Origin of the sequence: Nocardia sp. NPDC006044, from assembly GCF_042871115.1 — a bacterium.
GTDB lineage: Bacteria > Actinomycetota > Actinomycetes > Mycobacteriales > Mycobacteriaceae > Nocardia.
Window position 1 is genome coordinate 524,061 of record NZ_JBIAID010000002.1, and the last position, 21,307, is coordinate 545,367.

The following is a 21,307-nucleotide window of genomic DNA, read 5'->3' on the forward strand; positions in this document are numbered from 1 at the left end:
GGCGAGCCCGAGTCGGTGACCATGTGCGCGATGCGGTCGGCCGGGTAGGTCGGGTCGATCGGCACGAAGGCGGCGCCGGACTTGGCCACCGACCATTCGGCGAAATAGGAGTCGTCCGAGCGCGGCACGGCGACCGCGACCAGGTCCTCGGTGCCGAGGCCGCGCTCGATCAGCAAGCGGGCCAAGCGGTTCGAGCGTTCGTCCAGCTCCGCGTAGGAGATACTGCGCCCCTGGAACACCACTGCGGGTGCCGCCGGGTCGAGAGCGGCGGCCTCGGCGATCAGGTCCGGCAGCGTCCGCGCGGGCGTGGCCTCCGGGCCGGTGCGTGCGGTCAGGTCGGCCAGCTCCGCGGCATCGAGCACGTCGATCTGACCGACCGCGATGGCCGGGTTCGCGGCGATGGCCTCGAGCACCCGCTGCCAGCGCTGGGCGATCTCCGCCGCGGTCGACTCGTCGAACAGCTCGGTGGCGTAGGTGAGCGCCAAAGCCATTCCGGCCGTACCGGGTTCGCCCAGCTCGGACAGCGTGAACTGGAGGTCGAAGCGGGCGATGTTCTCTTCGAGATCGAGCGCGGACACCGACAGCCCGGGCAGCTCGAGGCTGGTGCGGTCCAGGTTCTGGAACGCGAGCATCACCTGGAACAGCGGGTTGCGCGCCTGCGAGCGTTCCGGGGCGAGCAGCTCCACCAGTCGCTCGAACGGCACGTCGGCGTTGCCGTACGCGTCCAGGTCGGTGCGCCGCACCCGATCCACCAGCTCGGTGAACGACTCGGCGGCGTCGATCCCGGTGCGCAGCACCAGGGTGTTGACGAACATGCCGACCAGGTCGTCGAGGGCCTGCTCGCCGCGGCCCGCGATCGGCGTGCCGACCGCGATGTCGTCCGCGCCGGACAGCCGCGACAGCAGCACGGTCAGCGCGCCGTGCATCACCATGAACAGCGACGCACCGCGTTGGCGCGCAATGTCTTCCAGCGCGGCGATCAGCTCGCCGGGCAGCTCGCGGTGCAGCGTCGCGCCGCGGAACGAGGCGATCGCCGGGCGCGGCCGGTCCGCGGGCAGGGTCAGCTCGTCCGGGATGCCGTCGAGGGCTCGCTGCCAGTGCGCCACCTGGCGCGCCATCAGCGAGTCCGGATCGTCCTCGGTGCCGAGGACCTCGCGCTGCCAGACCGCGAAGTCGGCGTACTGCACTGCCAGGGGCGCCCAGCCGGGCGCGCTGTCCTGGGTACGCGCGGAGTAGGCGAGCATCACGTCGCGGGTCAGCGGGCCCATCGAGAAGCCGTCGGCCGCGATGTGGTGCACCACGACGACCAGCACGTGCTCGTCCGGCCCGGCGCTGTAGAGCCGGGTGCGCAGCGGAACCTGTTCGGCCACATCGAATCCGGTGGTGACGAAGTCGGTCACCGCGGCGGTCAGCGCGGCCGGATCCACCTGCACCGGATGCAGGTCGAGCGCGATGTTCTCGGCGGGCACGATCACCTGGACCGGGGTGCCGCCGTGCTCGGGGTAGCGGGTGCGCAGCGATTCGTGCCTGCGCACCACGTCGGCCACCGCGAGCCGCAGCGCGGCCACGTCGAGCGCGCCGGTCAGGCGGATGGCGATCGGCAGGTTGTAGGCCGCCGAGGAGGTGTCGTACTTGTTGAGGAACCACATGCGCTGCTGCGCGAACGACAGCGGCACCAGTTCGTCGGCCTTGCGCGGCCGGGCGACCAGCCTGGCCCGCGCGGCCCCGTCGGCATGCGATTCCACCCGCGCGGCCAGCGCGGCGACGGTCGGCGCCTCGAACAGCGCGCGCACCGCCACCGTGGTGCCGAGCGCGGCGCCGATGCGGGACACCACCCGCGTCGCGATCAGCGAGTTGCCGCCGAGGTCGAAGAAGTCGTCGTCGACGCCGACCCTGGGCAGGTCGAGCACCTCGGCGAACACCGCGGCCACCGTCTCCTGCACCGGGGTGACCGGCGCGCGGAAGGCCCGCGACTGCACCGCGGGGGCGGGCAGCGCCCGGCGATCGAGCTTGCCGTTGACGGTCAGCGGAATCCACTCGAGCCGCACCAGCGCCGCGGGCACCATGTAGGACGGCAGCCGCTCGGCGGCGCCGTCGCGCACCCGGTCGAGCACCGGGACGACGTCGGGCTCGGCGACCACATAGGCCACGATCCGCTGGTCGCCCGGCTGGTCCTCGCGCACGATGACCGCCGCCTGGGCGATGCCCGGCTGGGCCAGGATCGCGGACTCGATCTCGCCGAGTTCGATGCGGAAGCCGCGGACCTTCACCTGATCGTCGGCGCGGCCGAGGTATTCGAGTTCGCCGAAGCGGTTCCAGCGCGCGAGGTCACCGGAGCGGTAGAGCCGCGAGCCCGCCGAGTCGGAACCCGCCAGGGGGTTGGCGACGAACCGGGTGGCGGACAGGTCGGGGCGGCCGAGGTAGCCGCGGGCCAATTGCGGTCCGGCGACGTACATTTCGCCGGCCACGCCGACCGGGACCGGCCGCAGCCGGTTGTCCAGTACGAACACCCGCAGCCCGGCGATGGCCCGGCCGACCACGCTGCCGGAGGCGGCGGCGATGGTCGCGGCGTCCAGCGCGCGGTAGGACACGTGCACCGTGGTCTCGGTGATGCCGTACATGTTGACCAGCAACGGGGCCGAATCACCGTGGCGGGCAATCCAATCCGAGAGCCTGCGCAGTTCGAGGGCCTCGCCGCCGAACACCACGTAGCGCAGCGCGAGCGGGGTGGCGTCGGGTGCGGCGTTGCGATCGGCCTCGGCCAGTTGGTAGAACGCCGACGGGGTCTGGTTGAGCACCGTGACCCGTTCCGCGCGCAGCAGTTCCAGGAACTGCTCGGGCGAACGCGAGGTGTAGTAGTCGACCACCACCAGCGTGCCGCCGAACAGCAGCGGGCCCCACAGCTCCCACACCGAGAAGTCGAAGGCGTAGGAGTGGAACAGCGTCCACACGTCGTCGGGGCCGAAGTTGAAGTCGCGATCGGTATTGGCGAACAGCCGCACCACATTCCGGTGCGCGACCGCGACACCCTTCGGGCGGCCGGTCGAACCGGAGGTGTAGATCACGTACGCGACATGATCGGGCGAGAGCGCCGCGTTGCGGTCCTCGTCGGTGATCGGCGCGTCGTCGGCGTCCTCGATGTTGCCGGTCTCCACGGCGAAGCCGTCCAGCACCACGCTCGGCAGGTCCACCGGCACCGTCACCTGGACCGTCGAGTCCAGGATCACGCTGGTCGGCTGGGAATCCGCGAGCACGAACGCGATGCGGTCGGCCGGGTAGGTCGGGTCGACCGGTACATACCCCGCGCCGGTCTTGACCACCGCGACCAGCGCGACGACCAGGTCGAGCGAGCGCGGCAGGATCACCGCGACCAGCGACTCCGGTCCCGCTCCGTCCGCGATCAGCCTGCGCGCCAGCACATTCGCGCGCCGATCCAGTTCGGCGTAGGTCAGCTGCTCGACACCGAATCGAGCGGCGACCCGGTTCGGGTGCGCGGCGACCGCCGCGTCGAACACGGTGACCAGGGTGGCGTGCGCATGCGCCACGGCGTCCATTCCGGACGACACCCAGCGCTGCGAGACGTCGAGGCGCTCGGACTCGCCGAGCAGGTCGATGTCGCCGACCGCGATCTGCGGGTCCTCGGCGATGGTGTGCAGCACGCGCACCAGCCGGTCGGCGAACGAGGCCACCGTCTCCGGATCGAACAGCTCGGTCGCGTAGTTCCAGGACAGCGCCAGCCCGCCGTCCGCGGCCTCGCCGACGGTCAGCTGCACGTCGAACTTCGCTGTGCCCGCATCGAATTCGACCACGTCGAGGTCGAGGCCGGGCAGCTCGACGGTGCCCATGTCGGCGGCCGAGGCCGCCTCGAAGGTCAGCGCTACTTGGAACAGCGGGTGGTGCGCCTGCGAGCGGGCCGGACTGATGACGTCCACCAGCCGCTCGAACGGCACGTCGGCATTGCCGAACGCGGCCAGGTCGGTCCGGCGCACCTGCTCGAGCAGTTCGCTGAAGGCGGCGGCGGGATCGATCTCACTGCGCAGCACCAGCGTGTTGACGAACATGCCGACCAGGTCGTCCAGTGCCTGCTCGCCACGGCCGGCGATCGGGGTACCGATGGCGATGTCGGAGCTGTTGGACAGCCTGCTCGCCCACGCGGCCAGCGCCGCGTGCACGACCATGAACAGCGTGACCCCGCGCTGCCTGGCCAGCTCGGCCAGCGCGGCGTGCAGCTCGGCGTCGACCGAGAAGTTGTGCGTGCCACCGGCATTGGAGGCGATCTCCGGGCGCGGCCGGTCGGCGGGCAGCTCGATCTGATCGGGCAGATCGCGCAGTTGCTCGACCCAGTACGCGATCTGCTGGGCCGCGACCGATTCCGGGTCGTGCTCGACGCCGAGCACATCGCGCTGCCACAGCGCGTAGTCCGCGTACTGCACCTCCAGCGGCGCCCAGGCGGGCGTCTCGCCGCGGGTGCGCTCGCCGTAGGCGACGACCACATCGCGCAGCAGCGGCCGCAGCGAGAAGCCGTCGGCGCTGATGTGATGCATGACCAGCACCGCGACGTGGTTGCGCTCATCCAGGCTGAGCAGGCTTGCGCGGAAAGCGATCTCGCGGGTCACGTCGAAGTGGTAGCTCGCCAGCTCGACAATGCGGGCAGACAGTTCGGCCGCGGTCACCGGCTCGGCGACGACCTCGGAGGACACCTCGGAGACGGACAGGATGCGCTGGTAGCCAGTGCCTTCCACCTCGGGGTAGACGGTGCGCAGCGCCTCGTGGCGGGCCAGCACATCGCCGATCGCGGCGTTGAGCGCCGCGACATCGAGGTCACCGGTCAGCCGGATCGCGACCGGGATGTTGTTGACCGCGGTGCGGTTGTCGAACCGGTTGAGGAACCACATCCGCTGCTGGGCCAGCGACAGCGGCACCAGGCCGGACCGCTCCTGGGGCACCAGCGGCGCCCGGCCGCCTTGTCCCGCAGCCGTTTCCACGCGGGCGGCCAGCGCGGCGACGCTCGACGCCTCGAACAGCGCGCGCACCGGAACCTGCGTGTCCAGCGCCTCGCCGAGTCGCGCGGCCACCTGGGTGGCGACCAGGGAGTTGCCGCCGAGTTCGAAGAAGTCGTCGTCCAGGCCGACCCGCTCGGCGCCGAGCACCGCGGCGAAGGTATCGGCGACGATCTCCTGCACCGGCGTGACCGGGGCGCGGAAGGTCTTGGCCGCGAACGTCGGTGCGGGCAGCGCCCGCCGGTCCAGCTTGCCGGACGGGTTCAGCGGGAACGCGTCGAGTTCCACGTAGGCCGAGGGCACCATGTACGCGGGCAGCTGCGCGCCGAGCGCGGTCTTGACCGACTCGGCGTCGAAGGCCCGGTCCGGGTCGCCGACCACGTAGGCGACGAGCTGATCGCCGGTCCGTTCGTCGGTGCGCACCAGCACCACCGCCTGGGCGACGGATTCCAGTGCGGTGAGCGCGTTCTCGATCTCACCGAGCTCGATCCGCAAGCCACGCAGTTTGACCTGGAAGTCGGTGCGGCCCAGGTACTCCAGCTCGCCGTCCACGGTCCAGGAGACCAGGTCGCCGGTGCGATACATGCGCTGGGCCTCGCCGAACGGGTTCGCGACGAACCGGTCGGTGGTCAGGTCCGGGCGGGCCACATAGCCGTGCGCCAGCTGCGCGCCGGCCAGGTACAGCTCGCCGGGCACCCCGACCGGAACCGGTCGCAGCCGCGAATCCAGCACGTACACCTGGGTGTTGAACACCGGGGCGCCGATCGGCACCGAGCTGGTGTCCGCCTCGGTCACCTCGTGGAAGGTGACGTCGACGGCGGCCTCGGTCGGGCCGTACAGGTTGTGCAGCCGCGCACCGGTCAGCGTGCGCAGCCGCTGCGCGGTGACCGCGGGCAACGCCTCACCGGAGGCGAAAACATTACGCAGACTGACGCATTCGCCCACGCGCTGCTCGGCGACGAACACCGACAGCATGGACGGCACGAAATGCACCGTGCTGACCCGCTCTTCGATGATCAGCCGGGCCAGGTAGGCGGGATCACGGTGGCCGTCCGGCTTGGCGATCACCAGGCGCGCACCGACCTGCAAGGGCCAGAAGAACTCCCACACCGATACGTCGAAGGTCGCGGGGGTCTTCTGCAGCACCACGTCGTAGGCGGCCAGGCCGTACTCCGCGTGCATCCAGACCAGGCGGTTGACGATGGCCGCGTGCGAGACCGCGACACCCTTCGGGCGGCCGGTGGAGCCGGAGGTGAAGATGACGTACGCGGTGTTGGCCGGGCGCAGCGGCTTGTGCCGGTCCGCGTCGGTCAGCGGTGCGTCGGAGAACTCGGACAGGTCCAGCTGATCGATGCGCACCTGGCGGGAGCCGGTGGACTCCAGGTCGGAGCCGGAGGTCAGCACGCAGACCGGGCGGGCGGTGTCGAGGATGTAGTCGGTGCGCTCGGCCGGGTGGTCCGGATCCAGCGGCACGTACGCGCCACCGGCGGCGTTCACCGCGTACATGCCGACCACGAGGTCGATCGAGCGTCGCATGCCCAGGGCGACATACGATTCCGGGCCGACGCCGTTCTGCTTCAGCCAGCGCGCCAGGCGGTGCACCCGCGCCGCGAACTCGGCGTAGGACAGACTTGTCCCCTCGAAGGTCACCGCGTGTGCCTCGGGCGTCCGCGCGACCTGGGCCTCGAACAGCGAGACCAGCGTCGCCGCGGCATCGCCGACCGGCGAGGTCAGCGCCGCGTCCACCGGGAATTCGGTGTCGTTCCACCGCTGCACGACCAGCTCGCGCTCGGCCACGTCCAGCAGCTCGATATCGCCCACCGCCGCGGTCGGCTCGGCGGCCACGCCGGCCAGCACGCGCAGGAAGCGCTCGGCGAAGGTACTCGCGAACCCGCCGTCGAAAAGATCGGTGGCGTAAAGCAGTTCGGCGTCCATCGACGCCTCGGTGCCCTGCACCTCGCTCAGCGTGAGCTGCAGGTCGAACTTCGCGGTCGGCTGATCGATGCCGAGTTCGGAGACCAGCAGGCCGGGCAGCTCGAGCGAGGCGCGGCCGAGGTTCTGGAACGACAGCATCACCTGGAACAGCGGATGCCGCGCCTGCGAACGGGCCGGGTTGAGCACCTCGACCAGCCGCTCGAACGGCACGTCGGCGTGTGCGAAGGCCTGCAGGTCACGCTCGCGGACCTGGGCGAGCAGGTCGGTGAACGACGCGTCGGTGTCGACCTGCGCGCGCAACACCAGGGTGTTGACGAACATGCCGACCAGGTCGTCCAGCGCCTGGTCACCACGACCGGCCACCGGAATGCCGATGGCGATGTCGTCGGAGCCGCTCAGCCGGGCCAGCAGGGCCGCGAAGGCGCTGTGCACCACCATGAACAACGTGGTGCCGTGCGCGTGCGCGACCCGGTTCAGCTCGTCGATCAGCTCGCCGGGCACCCGGAACCGGTGTGTCCCGGCCTGATACGACGCGACCGCGGGCCGCGGCCGTCCGGCCAGGCGCAACTCGTCGGGCAGGCCGTCGAGCGCAGTGCGCCAGTAGTCGAGCTGCTCGGAGATCACCGAGGTCGGATCGTCCTCGGAGCCAAGGGTTTCCCGCTGCCACAGCGCGAAATCCACGTACTGGACCGCGAGCGGCGGCCAGCCCGGCTCGGACGCCGAGGTGCGGGCCACGTAGGCAGTCATCAGGTCGCGGACCAGCGGCCGCATCGAGAAGCCGTCCGTCGCGATGTGATGCACCACCACGACCAGCACGTAATCCTGGTCGCCGAGCCGGTAGGCACGCAGCCGCACCGGCGGCTCGGCGGTCACGTCGAAACCGCGCTCGACGAATTCGTAGAGGGCGCCGAGCAATTGGCCCTCGGCGACCGGGAAGACCTCCAGGTCCGGGATCGCCCGGGTCGCGGGCAGCACCCGCTGGTAGGCGACGCCGTCCTGCGACGGGTAGACGGTGCGCAGCGATTCGTGCCGCGCGACCACGTCGGCGACCGCGCCGCGCAGCGCGGCCAGATCCAGCGCGCCCTCCAGCCGCACCGCGGCCGGAATGTTGTTGGCGGCCGAGTCGGCGTCGAAGCGGTTGAGGAACCACATCCGCTGCTGCGCCAGCGACAGCGGCGGGCGCTCGGGGCGCACCTGTGCCGTAAGCGCCTGGCGCGCACCGGTTCCGGCTCGCGATTCGACGCGGGCGGCCAGGGCGGCCACGGTCGGCGCCTCGAACAGCACACGCACGCCGACCTCGGTGTCCAGCGCCGCGCTCAACCGCGCGACCACCTGGGTGGCGACCAGCGAGTTGCCGCCGAGCTCGAAGAAGTCGTCGTCCACGCCGACGCGCGGCACGCCGAGCAGGTCGGCGAAGACCTCCGCGACGATCTCCTCGATCGGCGTGGCCGGGGCGCGGAACTGCTTGGCCTCGAACACCGGCGCGGGCAGCGCCCGGCGATCGAGCTTGCCGCTGGCGTTGACCGGGAAGGAGCCGAGCACGACCAGCGCGGCCGGAATCATGTAGCCGGGCAGCAGACCGGCCAGCGCCAGCTTCACCGCGTCGGTATCGATGACCGAACCCGATTCTGCGACAACGTAACCCACCAGCTGATCGCCGGCGTGCGCGTCGGTGCGCACCACGACGACCGACTGCGCGACACCGGGCTGGGCCAGCAGCGCGGCCTCGATCTCGCCGAGCTCGATCCGCAGACCACGCAGCTTCACCTGGAAGTCGGTGCGGCCCAGGTACTCCAGCTCACCGGCCGGGGTCCAGGTGACGAGGTCACCGGTGCGGTACATCCGCTCCCCCGCGCCACCGTACGGATTGGCGACGAAGCGATCCGAGGTCAGATCCGGGCGGCCGAGGTAGCCGAGCGCCAGCTGATCGCCCGCGAGATAGAGCTCTCCCGCGACACCCGGTGCCACGGGGTGCAGACGGGCGTCGAGCACGAAGACCCGGGTGTTCCACACCGGGGAGCCGATCGGCACCGAGACCGAATCCACCTCCGTCACTTCGTGATACGTGACGTCGACGGCGGCCTCGGTCGGGCCGTACAGGTTGTGCAGCTTGGCGCCGGTCAGCTCGCGCAGCCGCTGCGCGGTCGGCGCGGGCAGCGCCTCACCGGAGGCGAACACCTGCCGCAGCTGCGAGGACGGATAACCGTCCGCGTCGCCGTGCTCGTTGCCGAGGGTGGACACGAACACCGACAGCATGGACGGCACGAAATGCGCCGTGGTGATGCCGTGTTCGGCGATGATCTGCGCCAGGTACACCGGGTCGCGGTGCCCGTCCGGCTTCGCCACGACCAACCGCGCGCCGGTCTGCAAGGGCCAGAAGAACTCCCACACCGACACGTCGAAGGTGGCGGGCGTCTTCTGCAGCACCGCGTCGCCCGAACCGATCGGGTACTCGTGCTGCATCCACAGCAGCCGGTTGACGATCGCGGCATGGCTCACCGCCACGCCCTTCGGCCGGCCGGTCGAACCCGAGGTGAAGATGACGTAGGCGGTGTTGCCCGGCCGAAGCGGCTGGGTCCGTTCGGCATCCGTGATCGGGGCGCCGCTGGAGGCGGCCATGCCCGGCACGCCCTCGATGCCCTCGATCGCGATGACCGAGACCTCGCGCTGCAGATCGATGTCGAACCCGTCCGCCGAGCGGTACAGGATCATCCGCGGACGCGCGGTGTCGACGATGTGGTTGATCCGGTCGGCGGGCTGGTCCGGGTCCAGCGGCACGTACGCCGCGCCGGTCTGCAGCACCGCGTACATCGCGATGACCAGTTCGTTGGAGCGCCGGATCGACAGGGCGACCAGTGTTTCCGGGCCGACGCCCGCCTTGATCAGCTGCCGGGCGATGCGGTTGGCCCGCACCTGTAGCTCGCGGTAGGTGAGCCGCTCTTCGTCGAAGACCAGGGCCACCGCGTCCGGCGTGGCCGCGGCCTGCGCGTCGAACAGCGAGACCAGGGTCTCGGCAGGCACCCGGTGTGCGGTGTCGTTCCAGTCGACCAGCACCTGCGCCTGCTCGTGCGGCGCGAGCAGATCGATGTCGCCGATCGGCACGTTCGGGTCGGCGGTGACCGCCGCCAGCACCCGGTCCAGCCTGCGCGCGAACGCGGCCACCGTGCCCTCGTCGAAAAGGTCCTCGGCGTAGGAGAATTCGGCCGACATGCCGGCCGCGTCGCCCAGTTCGTCCTGGGTCTCCTGCAAAGTCAGTTGCAGGTCGAACTTGGCCAGGCGGGCGTCGTAGTCGACGCCGTTGACCGAGAGTCCGGGCAGTTCGAGGCTGGCCTGCCTGGTGTTCTGGAAGGTCAGCATCACCTGGAACAGCGGATGCCTGGCCTGCGAGCGGGCCGGGTTGAGCACCTCGACCAGCCGCTCGAACGGCACGTCCGCGTGCGCGAACGCGTGCAGGTCTTTCTCCCTGGCCTGCGCGAGCAGGTCGGCGAAGCTGGCCGCGCCGTCGACCTCGGTGCGCAGCACGAGCGTGTTGACGAACATGCCGATCAGGTCGTCCAGCGCGGCCTCACCGCGACCGGCCACCGGCGTGCCGATGGCGATGTCGCCGGTGCCGCTGGCCCGGGCGAGCAGCACGGCCAGCGCGCTGTGCATGACCATGAACAGCGAGGCGTTGTGCCTTCGGCCCAGATCGACCAGCGCGCGCTGGGTCTCACCGGAGATCACGAACGGGTAGGTGCCGCCGCGATAGGACGCCGCCGCGGGGCGCGGCCGGTCCGAGGGCAGCACCAATTCGTCCGGCAGGTCCGCGAGTTCGCGCGTCCAGTAGCGAATCTGGTTGGCGATCAACGAACTCGGGTCGTCCTCGGAACCGAGCACCTCGCGCTGCCACAGCGCGTAGTCCGCGTACTGCACGGGCAGCGCCGACCAGGCCGGCGCCTCCCACGAGGTACGCGCGGCGTAGGCGACCATCACGTCGCGGGCCAGCGGGCCCATCGACCAGCCGTCGGCGGAGATGTGGTGCACCACCATACCGAGCACGTACTCGGTCTCGCTGATCTCGAAAAGCCTTGCGTGCAAAGGCACTTCGCTGGTCACGTCGAACGCCATGGAGGCGAGCTGGACCAGGTGGTCGATCAGGTTGTGCTCGGTGACCGGGATCGGCGTCAGGTCGGGCACGATCTGCGCCGCGTCCAGCACCACCTGCACCGGGCCGGTCTTGGTCTCCGGGAACACGGTGCGCAGCGACTCGTGCCGGTCGATCACGTCGATGACCGCCACCTGCAGCGCGGCCACGTCGAGATCGCCGGACAGGCGGATGGCGACCGGGATGTTGTTCACTGCGGACGCGGTATCGAACCGGTTGAGGAACCACATGCGCTGCTGCGCGAGCGAAAGCGGCACTTCCTCCGGGCGGACCCGGGCGACCAGCGCCTTGCGCGCACCGTCGCCGGCGTGCGACTCCACCCGGGCCGCGAGCGCGGCGACGGTGGACGCCTCGAACAGCATGCGCACCGGGACGCGGGTGTCCAGCGCGATGCCGAGGCGGGAGGCGACCTGGGTCGCGATCAGTGAGTTGCCGCCGAGCTCGAAGAAGTCGTCGTCCACGCCGACCCGGTTGATGCCGAGCACCTCAGCGAAGATCTGCGCGACGATCTCCTCGATCGGCGTTGTGGGCGCACGGAATTCGCGCACCTCGAACACCGGCGCGGGCAGCGCCTTCCGGTCGAGCTTGCCGGACGGGTTGAGCGGCAACGCCTCCAGCACCACGATCGCCGACGGCACCATGTAGGCCGGCAGCGTGCGATGCAGGGCGTTCTTGATGTTGTCGATGTCGACCGGGCCCGCCGGGGTGACCACGTAGGCGACCAGCTGATCGCCCGCGACGGTGTCCAGCACGAGCACGACCGCCTGGGTGACGGCCGGGTGGTCGAGCAGCGCGGACTCGATCTCGCCGAGCTCGATGCGCTGACCGCGGAACTTCACCTGGAAGTCGGTGCGGCCGATGTACTCCAGCACGCCCGCCGTGCCGACCTCGGGGTCGTGCGGCTCGACCCAGCGGACCAGGTCACCGGTGCGGTAGAGGCGGGTGCCGGGCGCGCCGAAGGGGTTGGCGACGAAGCGTTCCGCGCTCAGATCGGAGCGGCCGTGGTAGCCGCGGGCGGTCTGCACGCCGCCCATGTACAGCTCGCCGGGCACGCCGACCGGGACCGGCGCCAAGCCCGCGTCGAGCACGTAGGCCTGCGCGTTCCACACCGGGCGCCCGATCGGCACCGAGGTGGGAGCGACCTCGTTGAGGTGCCATGCGGTCGCGTGCACGGTGAACTCGGTCGGGCCGTACAGGTTGTGCATCGCGGCGGTGGAGAACTGCCGGAACGCGGCGACGGTGGCCGGCGGCAGCGCCTCACCGGCGACGAGAACCGCACGCAGCGAAGCACATTCGACGCTGGACGCGGCACCGGCGAACACCGAGAGCATGGACGGCACGAACGAGGTCATGGTGACCTGGTGCCGCCCGATGATCTCGGACAGGTATATCGGATCGCGGTGCCCGTCCGGCGCGGCGATCAGCATGCGCGCGCCGACGGTCAAGGTGCCGAACAACTCCCAGACCGACACGTCGAAGGTGACCGGGGTCTTCTGCAACACCACATCAGCCGGGCTCATGCGGTATTCGCCGGTGATCCAGGCGATCTGGTTCAGCACACTGGCGTGGCTGACCGCCACGCCCTTGGGCCGGCCGGTGGAGCCGGAGGTGTAGAGCACGTACGCGGTGTTCGCCGGGCGCAGCGGTGCGCGACGCTCGGCGTCGGTGACCGGTCCGTCGCCGAACTCGCTCAAATCCACGGCGTCGACGGCGATCACCGGGCAGTCGGCAGACTTCACGTCATCGGACAGCGTGGTCAGCACGCAGACCGGTGTCGAGTTCGCCAGCACGTAGTCGGTGCGCTCGGCCGGATGATCGGGGTCGATCGGCACGTAACCGCCGCCCGCGGTCATGGTGGCGTAGATGGCGATCAGCATGTCCACCGACCGGCGGATGCCGACGGCGACCAGCGACTCCGGGCCGACCCCCTCGGCGATCAGCTTGCGCGCCAGGCGATTCACCCGCGCCGAGAACTCGGCGTACGACAGCTGGACCTGCGGGCCGAATTCGCCTGCGCTGCGGGTGCCGCCGTCGAACAGGACGGCAATGTCGTCCGGGCGCAGGCGAACCTGTTCCTCGAACAGCTCGAGCACGGTCGCCGCGGGCAGTGCGTGCGCGGTCTGGTTCCAGCCGGTGAGCACCGTGGCGCGCTCGGCGTCGTCCAGGATGTCGATATCGCGCACCGCGGCCTGCGGCGTGCCGACCGCGGCCTCGAGCACGCGCAGGTAGCGGCGGGTGAATTCGGTGACCGTCGCGGCGTCGAACAGGTCGGTGGCGAAGGAGACCACGGCGGCCATGCCGGCCGGTTCGCCTTGCGCGCCACGTTCTTCGGTGACGGTCCATTGCAGGTCGAACTTGGCGATGTCGACCTCGAGCTCGTCGGCGGTGACCGAGAGCCCGGGTAACTCCAGGGTCGCGTGCGACATTTCCTGGAACGACAGCATCACCTGGAACAGCGGGTGCCGCGCCTGGGAGCGGGTCGGGTTGAGCACCTCGACCAGCCGCTCGAACGGCACGTCGGCGAACGCGAACGCGGCGAGGTCGGTTTCCCTGGTGCGGGCGAGGAATTCGGTGAACGGCTCGCTGCCGTCGACCTCCGAGCGCAGCACCAGGGTGTTGACGAACATGCCGATCAGGTCGTCGAGGGCCTGCTCGCCGCGCCCGGCGACCGGGGTGCCGATGGCGATGTCGTTGGTGCCGGACAGGCGGGCGAGCAGCACGGCCAGGGAGGCGTGCATGACCATGAACAGGCTGACGCCCTGTGCCCGCGCCAACGCCGAAAGCTGTTGGTGCAGTTCGGCGTCGATGTCGAAGGCGACCCGGCCGCCGCTGAAGCTCTGCACCGGCGGGCGCGGGCGGTCGGCGGGCAGGTCGAGCTGATCGGGCAGTCCCGCCAAAGCCCTGCGCCAGTAGGCGATCTCGCGCGCGGCCATGGAACCGGGGTCGGACTCGGCGCCGAGCAGCTCCCGCTGCCAGACGCTGAAGTCCTGGTACTGCACCGGCAGCGGCGCCCAGCTCGGCGCCTGTCCCGCGGCCCGCGCGAGGTAGGCGGCGGCGACGTCGCGAGCCAGCGGGCCGAACGAGAAACCGTCCGCGGCGATGTGGTGCACCACGAAGGCGACCGCGTAATCGGCGGTGCCGTTGTCCCGGCCGCCGGTCACCGCGTAGACCCGGACCCGGATCGGCAGTTCCCGCGACACATCGAAGCCGGTGGACGCGAACGCGGTGAGCACACCGTGCAACGCGGCCTCGTCGATCGGCTCGACCGCGATGCCGAGATCGACCTGGTCGACCGGCAGCACCTGCTGGTAGCCGCCGTCGCCGGACTCGGGGAAGATCGTGCGCAGCGACTGCTGGCGCGCGACCACATCGATCAGCGCGGCCTGCAACGCGTCCAGGTCGACCTCGCCGCGCAACCGCACCACGAACGGCAGGTTGTAGGCGGGCACGGTCGAGTCGAACTGGTTGATGAACCACATCCGCTGCTGCGACAGCGACAGCGGCACCCGCTCGGGCAGCTGCTGGGCCACCAGCGGCGGCCGGGCGCCCTCGGTCTGGCTCGCGTTCTCCGCGCGGGCGGCGATCCCGGCCACGGTCGGGGACTCGAACAGCGCCCGCACCCCGATCTGGGTGCCGAACGCCACCCCGATCCGCGACACCACCTGGGTCGCGACCAGCGAGTTGCCGCCGAGATCGAAGAAGTTGTCGTCGATGCCGATGCGGTCCTGGCTGAGCACGTCGGCGAAGATGCCCGCCACGATCTGCTCGGCCTGGGTGCGCGGGGCGCGGAAGCTCGTCGCGTCCACGCTGAACACCGGCTCCGGCAACGCCTTCCGGTCCAGCTTGCCGGAGGTGTTGAGCGGGAACGCGTCCAGCACCATGATCGAGGCCGGCACCATGTAGCTCGGCAGCTTCTCGGCGGCGAACCTGGTCAGCTCGGTCGGATCGACCGAATGACCCGGCGCGGGAACCACATACGCCACCAGCTGCTGACCGGTCGCGGTATCCATCACCAGCACAACGGCCTGACTGACCGCGGGGTGCGCGAGCAGATCGGTCTCGATCTCACCGAGCTCGATCCGCTGACCACGGAACTTCACCTGGAAGTCGGTGCGCCCGATGTATTCCAGCGTGCCCGCGTCGTTCCACCGCACCAGGTCACCGGTGCGGTACATGCGTTCGCCGTTGTCCGACAACGGATTCGCGACGAAGCGATCCGCGCTCAGATCCGGCCGGCCGCGGTAACCGCGCGCCAGCTGACGGCCACCGAGGTAGAGCTCACCCGGCGCGCCGATCGCGGCCGGTCGCAGCCGCGAATCCAGCACGTAGACCGAGACATTCCACTCCGGGATGCCGATCGGCACGGTCACCGTGTCGGCGGCGGTCGCCTCCCAGTACGTCACCGAGACCGCGGCCTCGGTGGGGCCGTACAGGTTGTGCAGGCCCGCCGAGGTGATCGCCCGGAAACCGGCGGCGGTCTCCGGCGGCAGCGCCTCGCCGATCACGAAAACCGCACGCAGCGTGGCACATTGCGCCCGGGTCGCGTGCGCGACGAACACCGTGAGCATGGACGGCACGAAGTCGGTCACGGTGACCCCGTGCCGCTCGATCATCTCCGCCACATACAGCGGGTCCCGATGACCGTCGGGCGAGGCGATGACCAGCTTCGCCCCCACCAGCAGCGGCAGGAAGTAACCCCACAGCGACACGTCGAACGTGGTCGCGGTCTTCTGCAGGTACACGTCATCCGCGGTGAGCCGGTACTCGTCGAGCATCCACAGCTGCTGGTTGACGATCGCGTGATGGGTGACCGCGACGCCCTTGGGCCGCCCGGTCGAACCCGAGGTGTAGATGACGTAGGCGGTGTTGTCCGGGCGCAGCGGCGCGAGCCGGTCCGCGTCGGTCACCGGCGCCGCGGAGAACTCCGACACGTCCAAGGTGTCGATCCGCACCTGCCGCACCGCATCCGGCAGTTCCAGCTCATCGGCCGAGAGCCTCAGCACACAGACCGGTGCCGCGGACTCGAGGATGTAGGCGGTGCGATCGGCCGGATGATCCGGATCGATCGGCACGTACGCGCCACCGGCCTTGAGCACCGCGTGCATGCCGATGACCAGCTCCAGCGACCGCCGCATGCCCAGCGCGACCAGCGATTCCGGGCCGACGCCGTCGGCGATCAGGAACCTGGCCAGCCGATTGACCCGCGCGTCGAACTCCGCGTAAGTGAGGGTCGCGCCCTCGAAGTCGAGCGCGATGTTGTCCGGCGCCACCGGCATCTGCGCATCCAGCAGCGCCGACAGCGTGGTGTCGGGCACGTCCTGGTCGGAGTCGTTCCACTCCAGCAGCGAGCGCTCCCGCTCCTCGGCGGTGGTGACGTCCAGCGCCCAGACCGCAGCGTCGTCCGCGGCCGCGAGGAACCGGTCGAAGAACTCCAGGAAGCGCGAATGATGGCGCTGCGCTTCGGCTTCGGTGTAGAGGTTCGGGTTGGTCTCGAAGTCGATGTGCGAGCGGGTGCCCGCGACCGACTGGTAGAAGTTGACGCCGAGATCCTCGATGCTGCCGGTGGACAGCACGTGCAGCTGGCCGACCATCGGGCCCATCACCAGCTCGTCGTGGAACAGCATGATGTTGACCCACGGGCCGAAGAACTCGGTGGTCACCACGCCGTCACCGGCGGTGTCGCGGCGGATGTCCTCGTGCCGGTAGCGCTGGTGCCGCAGCGCGCCGGACACCTCGACCGTCACCTGCTTGAGCAGTTCGCCGACCGTCGTGTCGTGCCCGACGTGCAGCCGCAGCGGCACGATGTTCGACGACACACCACCCGAGCGGCGCATCGCCGCGGTGGTGCGCGCGGTCACCGGCAGGCTCAGGATGACGTCCTCGACGCCGTTCCACTGCGCCAGATACCCGGCGAACGCAGCGAGCAGCAGTCCGGCCGGCGACGAATCATGGCGCTGTACAGCCGCTTCCAGCAGCGCGTTCTGCTCGTCCGACAGCGCCGCGCTGGCGATCCCATTGATCGCGGCGGGCGGGGCGGACCGGCCGGTCAGGCTGGTGCCGTCCTCCAGCCCCGCGACCCGCTGGGTCCAGTACTCCTTGTCCGAGCTGAACCGCGTGCTCTCGCGGTAGGCCATTTCCTGGTCGTAGAGCGTGCGCAGGTCGGTGGCCTTGGAGGCGGCGGGCTCGGTGCCGTTGGTGTACGCGGTGTAGAGCTCGGCGATCCGGTTCAGGTTGGTCATCGCGCCGAAGCCGTCGAGCGTGACGTGATGCGCCCTGGAGTACCAGTACCAATGGTCGTCGGCCAGTTGCAGCGCCGCGACCGCGATCAGGCGATCGGTGGTCAGATCCATCGGCCGGCTGTACTCGGCCCGCATCCACGCCATCGCGGCCGCGGCCGGATCGGCCTCGGCGCGCAGATCTACATAGGTGACCTTGTCGTAGTCGGCGATGCTGTGATCGACGTACTGCAACGGCTCGCCGTCGCGTTCGATGATGCGCAGGAAGCCCGAACCGAGCTCGTGCGAGGCGTCGATGCTGGCCTGTTCCAGGATCTCGACATCCAGCGCGCCGTGCAGATCCACGTACTGCGCGATGTTGACCGGCACCTGCGGGTCGACATGCTGCGCGTACCAGATGCCCAGCTGCGCAGGAGACAGCGGGAAGTAGCCCGAACCAGCGTCCGCCCGTTCGTCACCAGCTTCGCCGTTTCCGCCGAAATCCAGCCGGTCCAACCGTAACCTCGCTTCCGGAACACCACGCAAGCGCTCCCCGACGACACCCGGACAGGACGCTCACCTATCCCAGCGTGGCGCCCGCGTCTCGGGGTTCAGTTCTCTAATCAATCAGGCAAAAAAAGCTCATTGGCACTATCTGTCCGCCAGGGTGACCTTGTTACATAGGCGCGACCGCGCCCACTACCCACCGACCGGCGATGCCGGGAATCTCGCTGCAGATCACCGAACCAATCTACCGTCGTCGCCCGCACCGAACCAACCAACCTCGATAGCTGACCGACATCATCACAGGCAGTCGAGTTGTCGGCACTTTGCGGGCCTCATGTTGCAGACCTCACATCCTGCGCGACGCGCTGCGCGGGCGACGCGGCGGGTCACCGATGGCGGGTGCGCGCCGGGTCGTAGAGGTGGGATTCGGCACACGACACCGGGTCCTCGAGGGCCTTGCCGACCAGGATGATCGCGGCCTGCCGCAGCTCGGCGGCCTCGACCTGATCGGCGATGCCGGCCAGGGTGCCGCGCAGGATCAGCTGGCCGGGCTGGCTGGCGCGATACACCACGGCGACCGGGCAGTCGGGGCTGTAGCCGGCGACCAGTTCGGCGGCCAGCGTGCGGATTCGGGTGATCGCCAGGTGCAGCACCAGGGTGGCGCCGGTGGCCGCGAAGTTGACCAGGGCCTCGGACTCGGGCATCGCGGTCGAGCGGGCCTGGGTCCGGGTCAGCACGACCGACTGCACGACCTCGGGGACGGTGAGTTCGGTGCCGAGCAGCGCGGCCGCGGCGGCGTAGGCGGGGACGCCGGGGGTGACGTCCCAGGCGATGCCGTGCGCGTCGAGCCTGCGGGTCTGCTCGGTGAGGGCCGAGTAGATCGACGGGTCACCCGAGCACAGCCGGGCTACGTCCTGGCCCGCCCGGTCCGCGCGCACCAGATGCTCGGTGATCTGGTCGAGGTTCAGGTGCTGGGTGTCGATCAGTTCGGCGTCGGGTGCGCAGTGCGCGAGGACCTGCGGGTCCAGATAGGTGCCCGCGTACAGGCACACCGGCGACGAGCCGAGCAGGGCGACCGCCCGCACGGTCAGCAGGTCGGCCGCACCCGGCCCGGCGCCGATGAAGTGCACGGTCATGCGGGTGAGTGTATTCAGGTGGTTCCGGGTCAGGCCGTCGCGTCGAAGTGGGCGATCACCTTGCTCGGGCGCAGCCGGACGACGAGTTCGCCGGGGACGCCGTTGCGCTTGCCGAATTCCTCGGCGCGGTCGGCGCCCATGTAGCGGCCGCCGATCTCGGTGGCGGTGCGGACCAGTTCCGCCGGATCCTCGGACAGGGTGACGGTGCCTTGCAGTTGCACCGACGGGTACGGCTCGGCCTCGACGTCGACGATCACCGCGATCCGGCCGTCGCGCGCGAACGCCTTGCCCTTGGCCGTGTTCTTGCCCGTGTTGAAGACCAGTTCGTCACCCTCGAGCACGAACCAGACCGGGGTCACCATCGGCCGGCCGTCGGCGGCGACGAACGCGACCTTGCCCGTCCGCGTGCCCGCGGACAGGAACTCGCGCACCTGTGGATCGGAGAGAGATGCCATTGCTTCACCCTAGGCGCAGGCAGGCGACCGGACGGGGCAGCCGCGGGCGCATGTCGCGCTCAGATCGCGCCTTGCTCGCGGGCGCGGGCGACGGCCGAGGTACGCGAACGGACACCGAGTTTCGCGTAGATGTGCACCAAGTGGGACTTGACCGTGGTTTCGCTGAGGAACAGCTCCTTGGCGATCTCCCGGTTGGACCGGCCGTCGGCGACCAGCCGCAGCACCTCGATCTCGCGGGCGCTCAGGGTGGTGTCGGCGCGGCGCACCCGGGTCATCAGCTTCGAGGCCACCGCGGGCGACAGCACGCTCTCCCCCGCCGCCGCCGAGCGCACGGCGGCGAGTAGTTCGGTGGGCGGGGTGTCCTTCAGGATGTAGCCGCAGGCGCCGGCCTCGATCGCGCCGAGGATGTCGGCGTCGGTGTCGTAGTTGGTCACCACCAGGACATTCGGCGGTTGCGGGAGCGCACGCAGCTCGGCGGTGGCGTCCGCGCCGGAGCGGCCGGGGCCGAAGCTCAGGTCCATCAGCACCAGATCCACCGGGGTGGTGGCACAGAACGCGACGGCCGCCTCGCCGGACGGCACGTCGCCGACGACGGTGATGTCGTCGCCGCCGTCGAGCAGTGCGCGCAGGCCGGCCCGGACGATGGCGTGATCGTCGGCCAGCAGCAGGCGGATCATGCGGGCGCTCCCGGTTCGGCCGAATCCGGTTCGGGTGCGGCGGGTTCGAGGGGGAAGGCGACGGTGACGGCGGTATGTCCCGGTTCCGATTCCACGGCCATGGTGCCGCCCTGCTGTTCTACCCGGGAGCGCATGGCGGCGAGGCCGAACGAGCCGGATGGCGAATGGTCGAGCACGTCCGGCGCGATGCCGATGCCGTCGTCCACCACATCCAGGATGACCTCGGCGTCGGCGTAGGTCAGGGTCAGGCGCATGCGGTCGGCCTTCGCGTGTCGCACGACGTTCGAGACCGCGCCCTGGGCGATGCGGACCAGGGCCGCCTCGGTCGGCATCGGCAGCCGTTCGGGCGTGCCCTCGACCACCAGTTGGGTGGCCAGGCCGGGGGCGTTGGCGCGCAGGCAGATTCGCTCCAAGGCTTGCGCGAGAGATTGGCCGTCGAGTGCGGCGGGGGCCAATTCGGCTATCAGCCTTCTGGTCTCGGCCAGGTTCTCCGCGGCCGTTTCCCTGGCCAGTCGAATCTGTTGCAGAGCAGGGTGATCCGGCGCGGACTGCTCCGCGGCGTGCAGTAGCAGTTGGATGCTGCTCAAGCCCTGGGCGACGGTGTCGTGGATCTCCTGCGCCAATCGCTCGCGCTCGGACAGCTTGCCCGCCGTGCGCTCCCGTTCCGCGAGTATCGCTCGGGTGCTGAGCAATTCGTCGATCAGCCGCTGCCGTTCGGCGGATTCACGGAACAGCGCTTGATAACCGAGGCCGATGCCGACCGCGACCGCCGCGCCGAAGACCGGGCCGACCGCGCCGGCCACCGACCAGCCGCGGTGCACCCCGAAACCCACCACGGCGATCGCGGTCGCGGCGGCCACCGCCGCCAGACTCCACGGGCGCGGGAGCAGATGCAGGTAGAGGAAGAAGAGGCCGAACGCCAGATAGCCGGCGTCGGGAGCGAGCACGACCACGCAGAGCCACCACAGGGTCAAGGCGGTCAGCCAGATGGCGATCCCGCCGCGGCGACCGCTCAGCAGGTGACCGGCGAAGTAGGTCGCCAGAAAGCCCACGGTGAGCGCCACCACCGGGATCGGGTGCGGCGCGCCGGGCAGCAGCGCACGCACCGCGATCACCACCGCCAGCGCCGTCATCAGCACGTGCAGTCCGAACCGCAGCGCGGTGAAGACGGGCGTGAGCGGGGACGAGTGCACCTAGCCAGCTTATGTGCGGCTACCCCGGCGGCATCCATCGAAAGG

Annotated in this window: 5 protein-coding genes (1 of these 5 running past the window's edge); all 5 read right to left on the bottom strand. The window is 70.2% G+C overall.

Features of this window, described 5'->3' with window-relative positions; genetic code table 11:
* Positions 1–17,810, bottom strand: the start of a protein-coding gene (locus ACFYO1_RS20020) for a non-ribosomal peptide synthase/polyketide synthase (protein ID WP_387232891.1). 25,870 nt of this gene lie to the left of the window's left edge; the window shows 17,810 of its 43,680 coding nt (coding positions 1–17,810); the start codon lies at positions 17,808–17,810; its stop codon lies beyond the left edge, outside the window.
* 377 nt (positions 17,811–18,187) lie between these two features.
* A complete protein-coding gene (gene cobM, locus ACFYO1_RS20025; RefSeq protein WP_387232894.1) occupies positions 18,188–18,937 on the bottom strand; it encodes a precorrin-4 C(11)-methyltransferase in 750 nt (249 codons plus the stop codon).
* 29 nt (positions 18,938–18,966) lie between these two features.
* Positions 18,967–19,392, bottom strand: a complete 426-nt coding sequence (locus ACFYO1_RS20030) for a PPOX class F420-dependent oxidoreductase (protein ID WP_387232897.1) — start codon at positions 19,390–19,392, stop codon at positions 18,967–18,969.
* Positions 19,393–19,451: 59 nt separating this feature from the next.
* Complete coding sequence (locus tag ACFYO1_RS20035) at positions 19,452–20,069, bottom strand: LuxR C-terminal-related transcriptional regulator (protein WP_387232900.1); 618 nt, start codon at positions 20,067–20,069, stop codon at positions 19,452–19,454.
* Positions 20,066–21,262 (bottom strand): sensor histidine kinase, encoded by a 1,197-nt coding sequence (locus ACFYO1_RS20040; RefSeq protein ID WP_387232903.1) that lies wholly within the window; start codon positions 21,260–21,262, stop codon positions 20,066–20,068. Before ACFYO1_RS20040 ends, ACFYO1_RS20035 begins: the two co-directional genes overlap by 4 nt.
* Between the last annotated feature and the right edge of the window lie 45 nt (positions 21,263–21,307).

Coding starts and splice junctions, on each gene's coding strand:
- cobM (WP_387232894.1), bottom strand. CDS start 18,937: ATGACCGTGCACTTCATCGGCGCCGGGCCGGGTGCGGCCGACCTGCTG.
- ACFYO1_RS20035 (WP_387232900.1), bottom strand. CDS start 20,069: ATGATCCGCCTGCTGCTGGCCGACGATCACGCCATCGTCCGGGCCGGC.
- ACFYO1_RS20030 (WP_387232897.1), bottom strand. CDS start 19,392: ATGGCATCTCTCTCCGATCCACAGGTGCGCGAGTTCCTGTCCGCGGGC.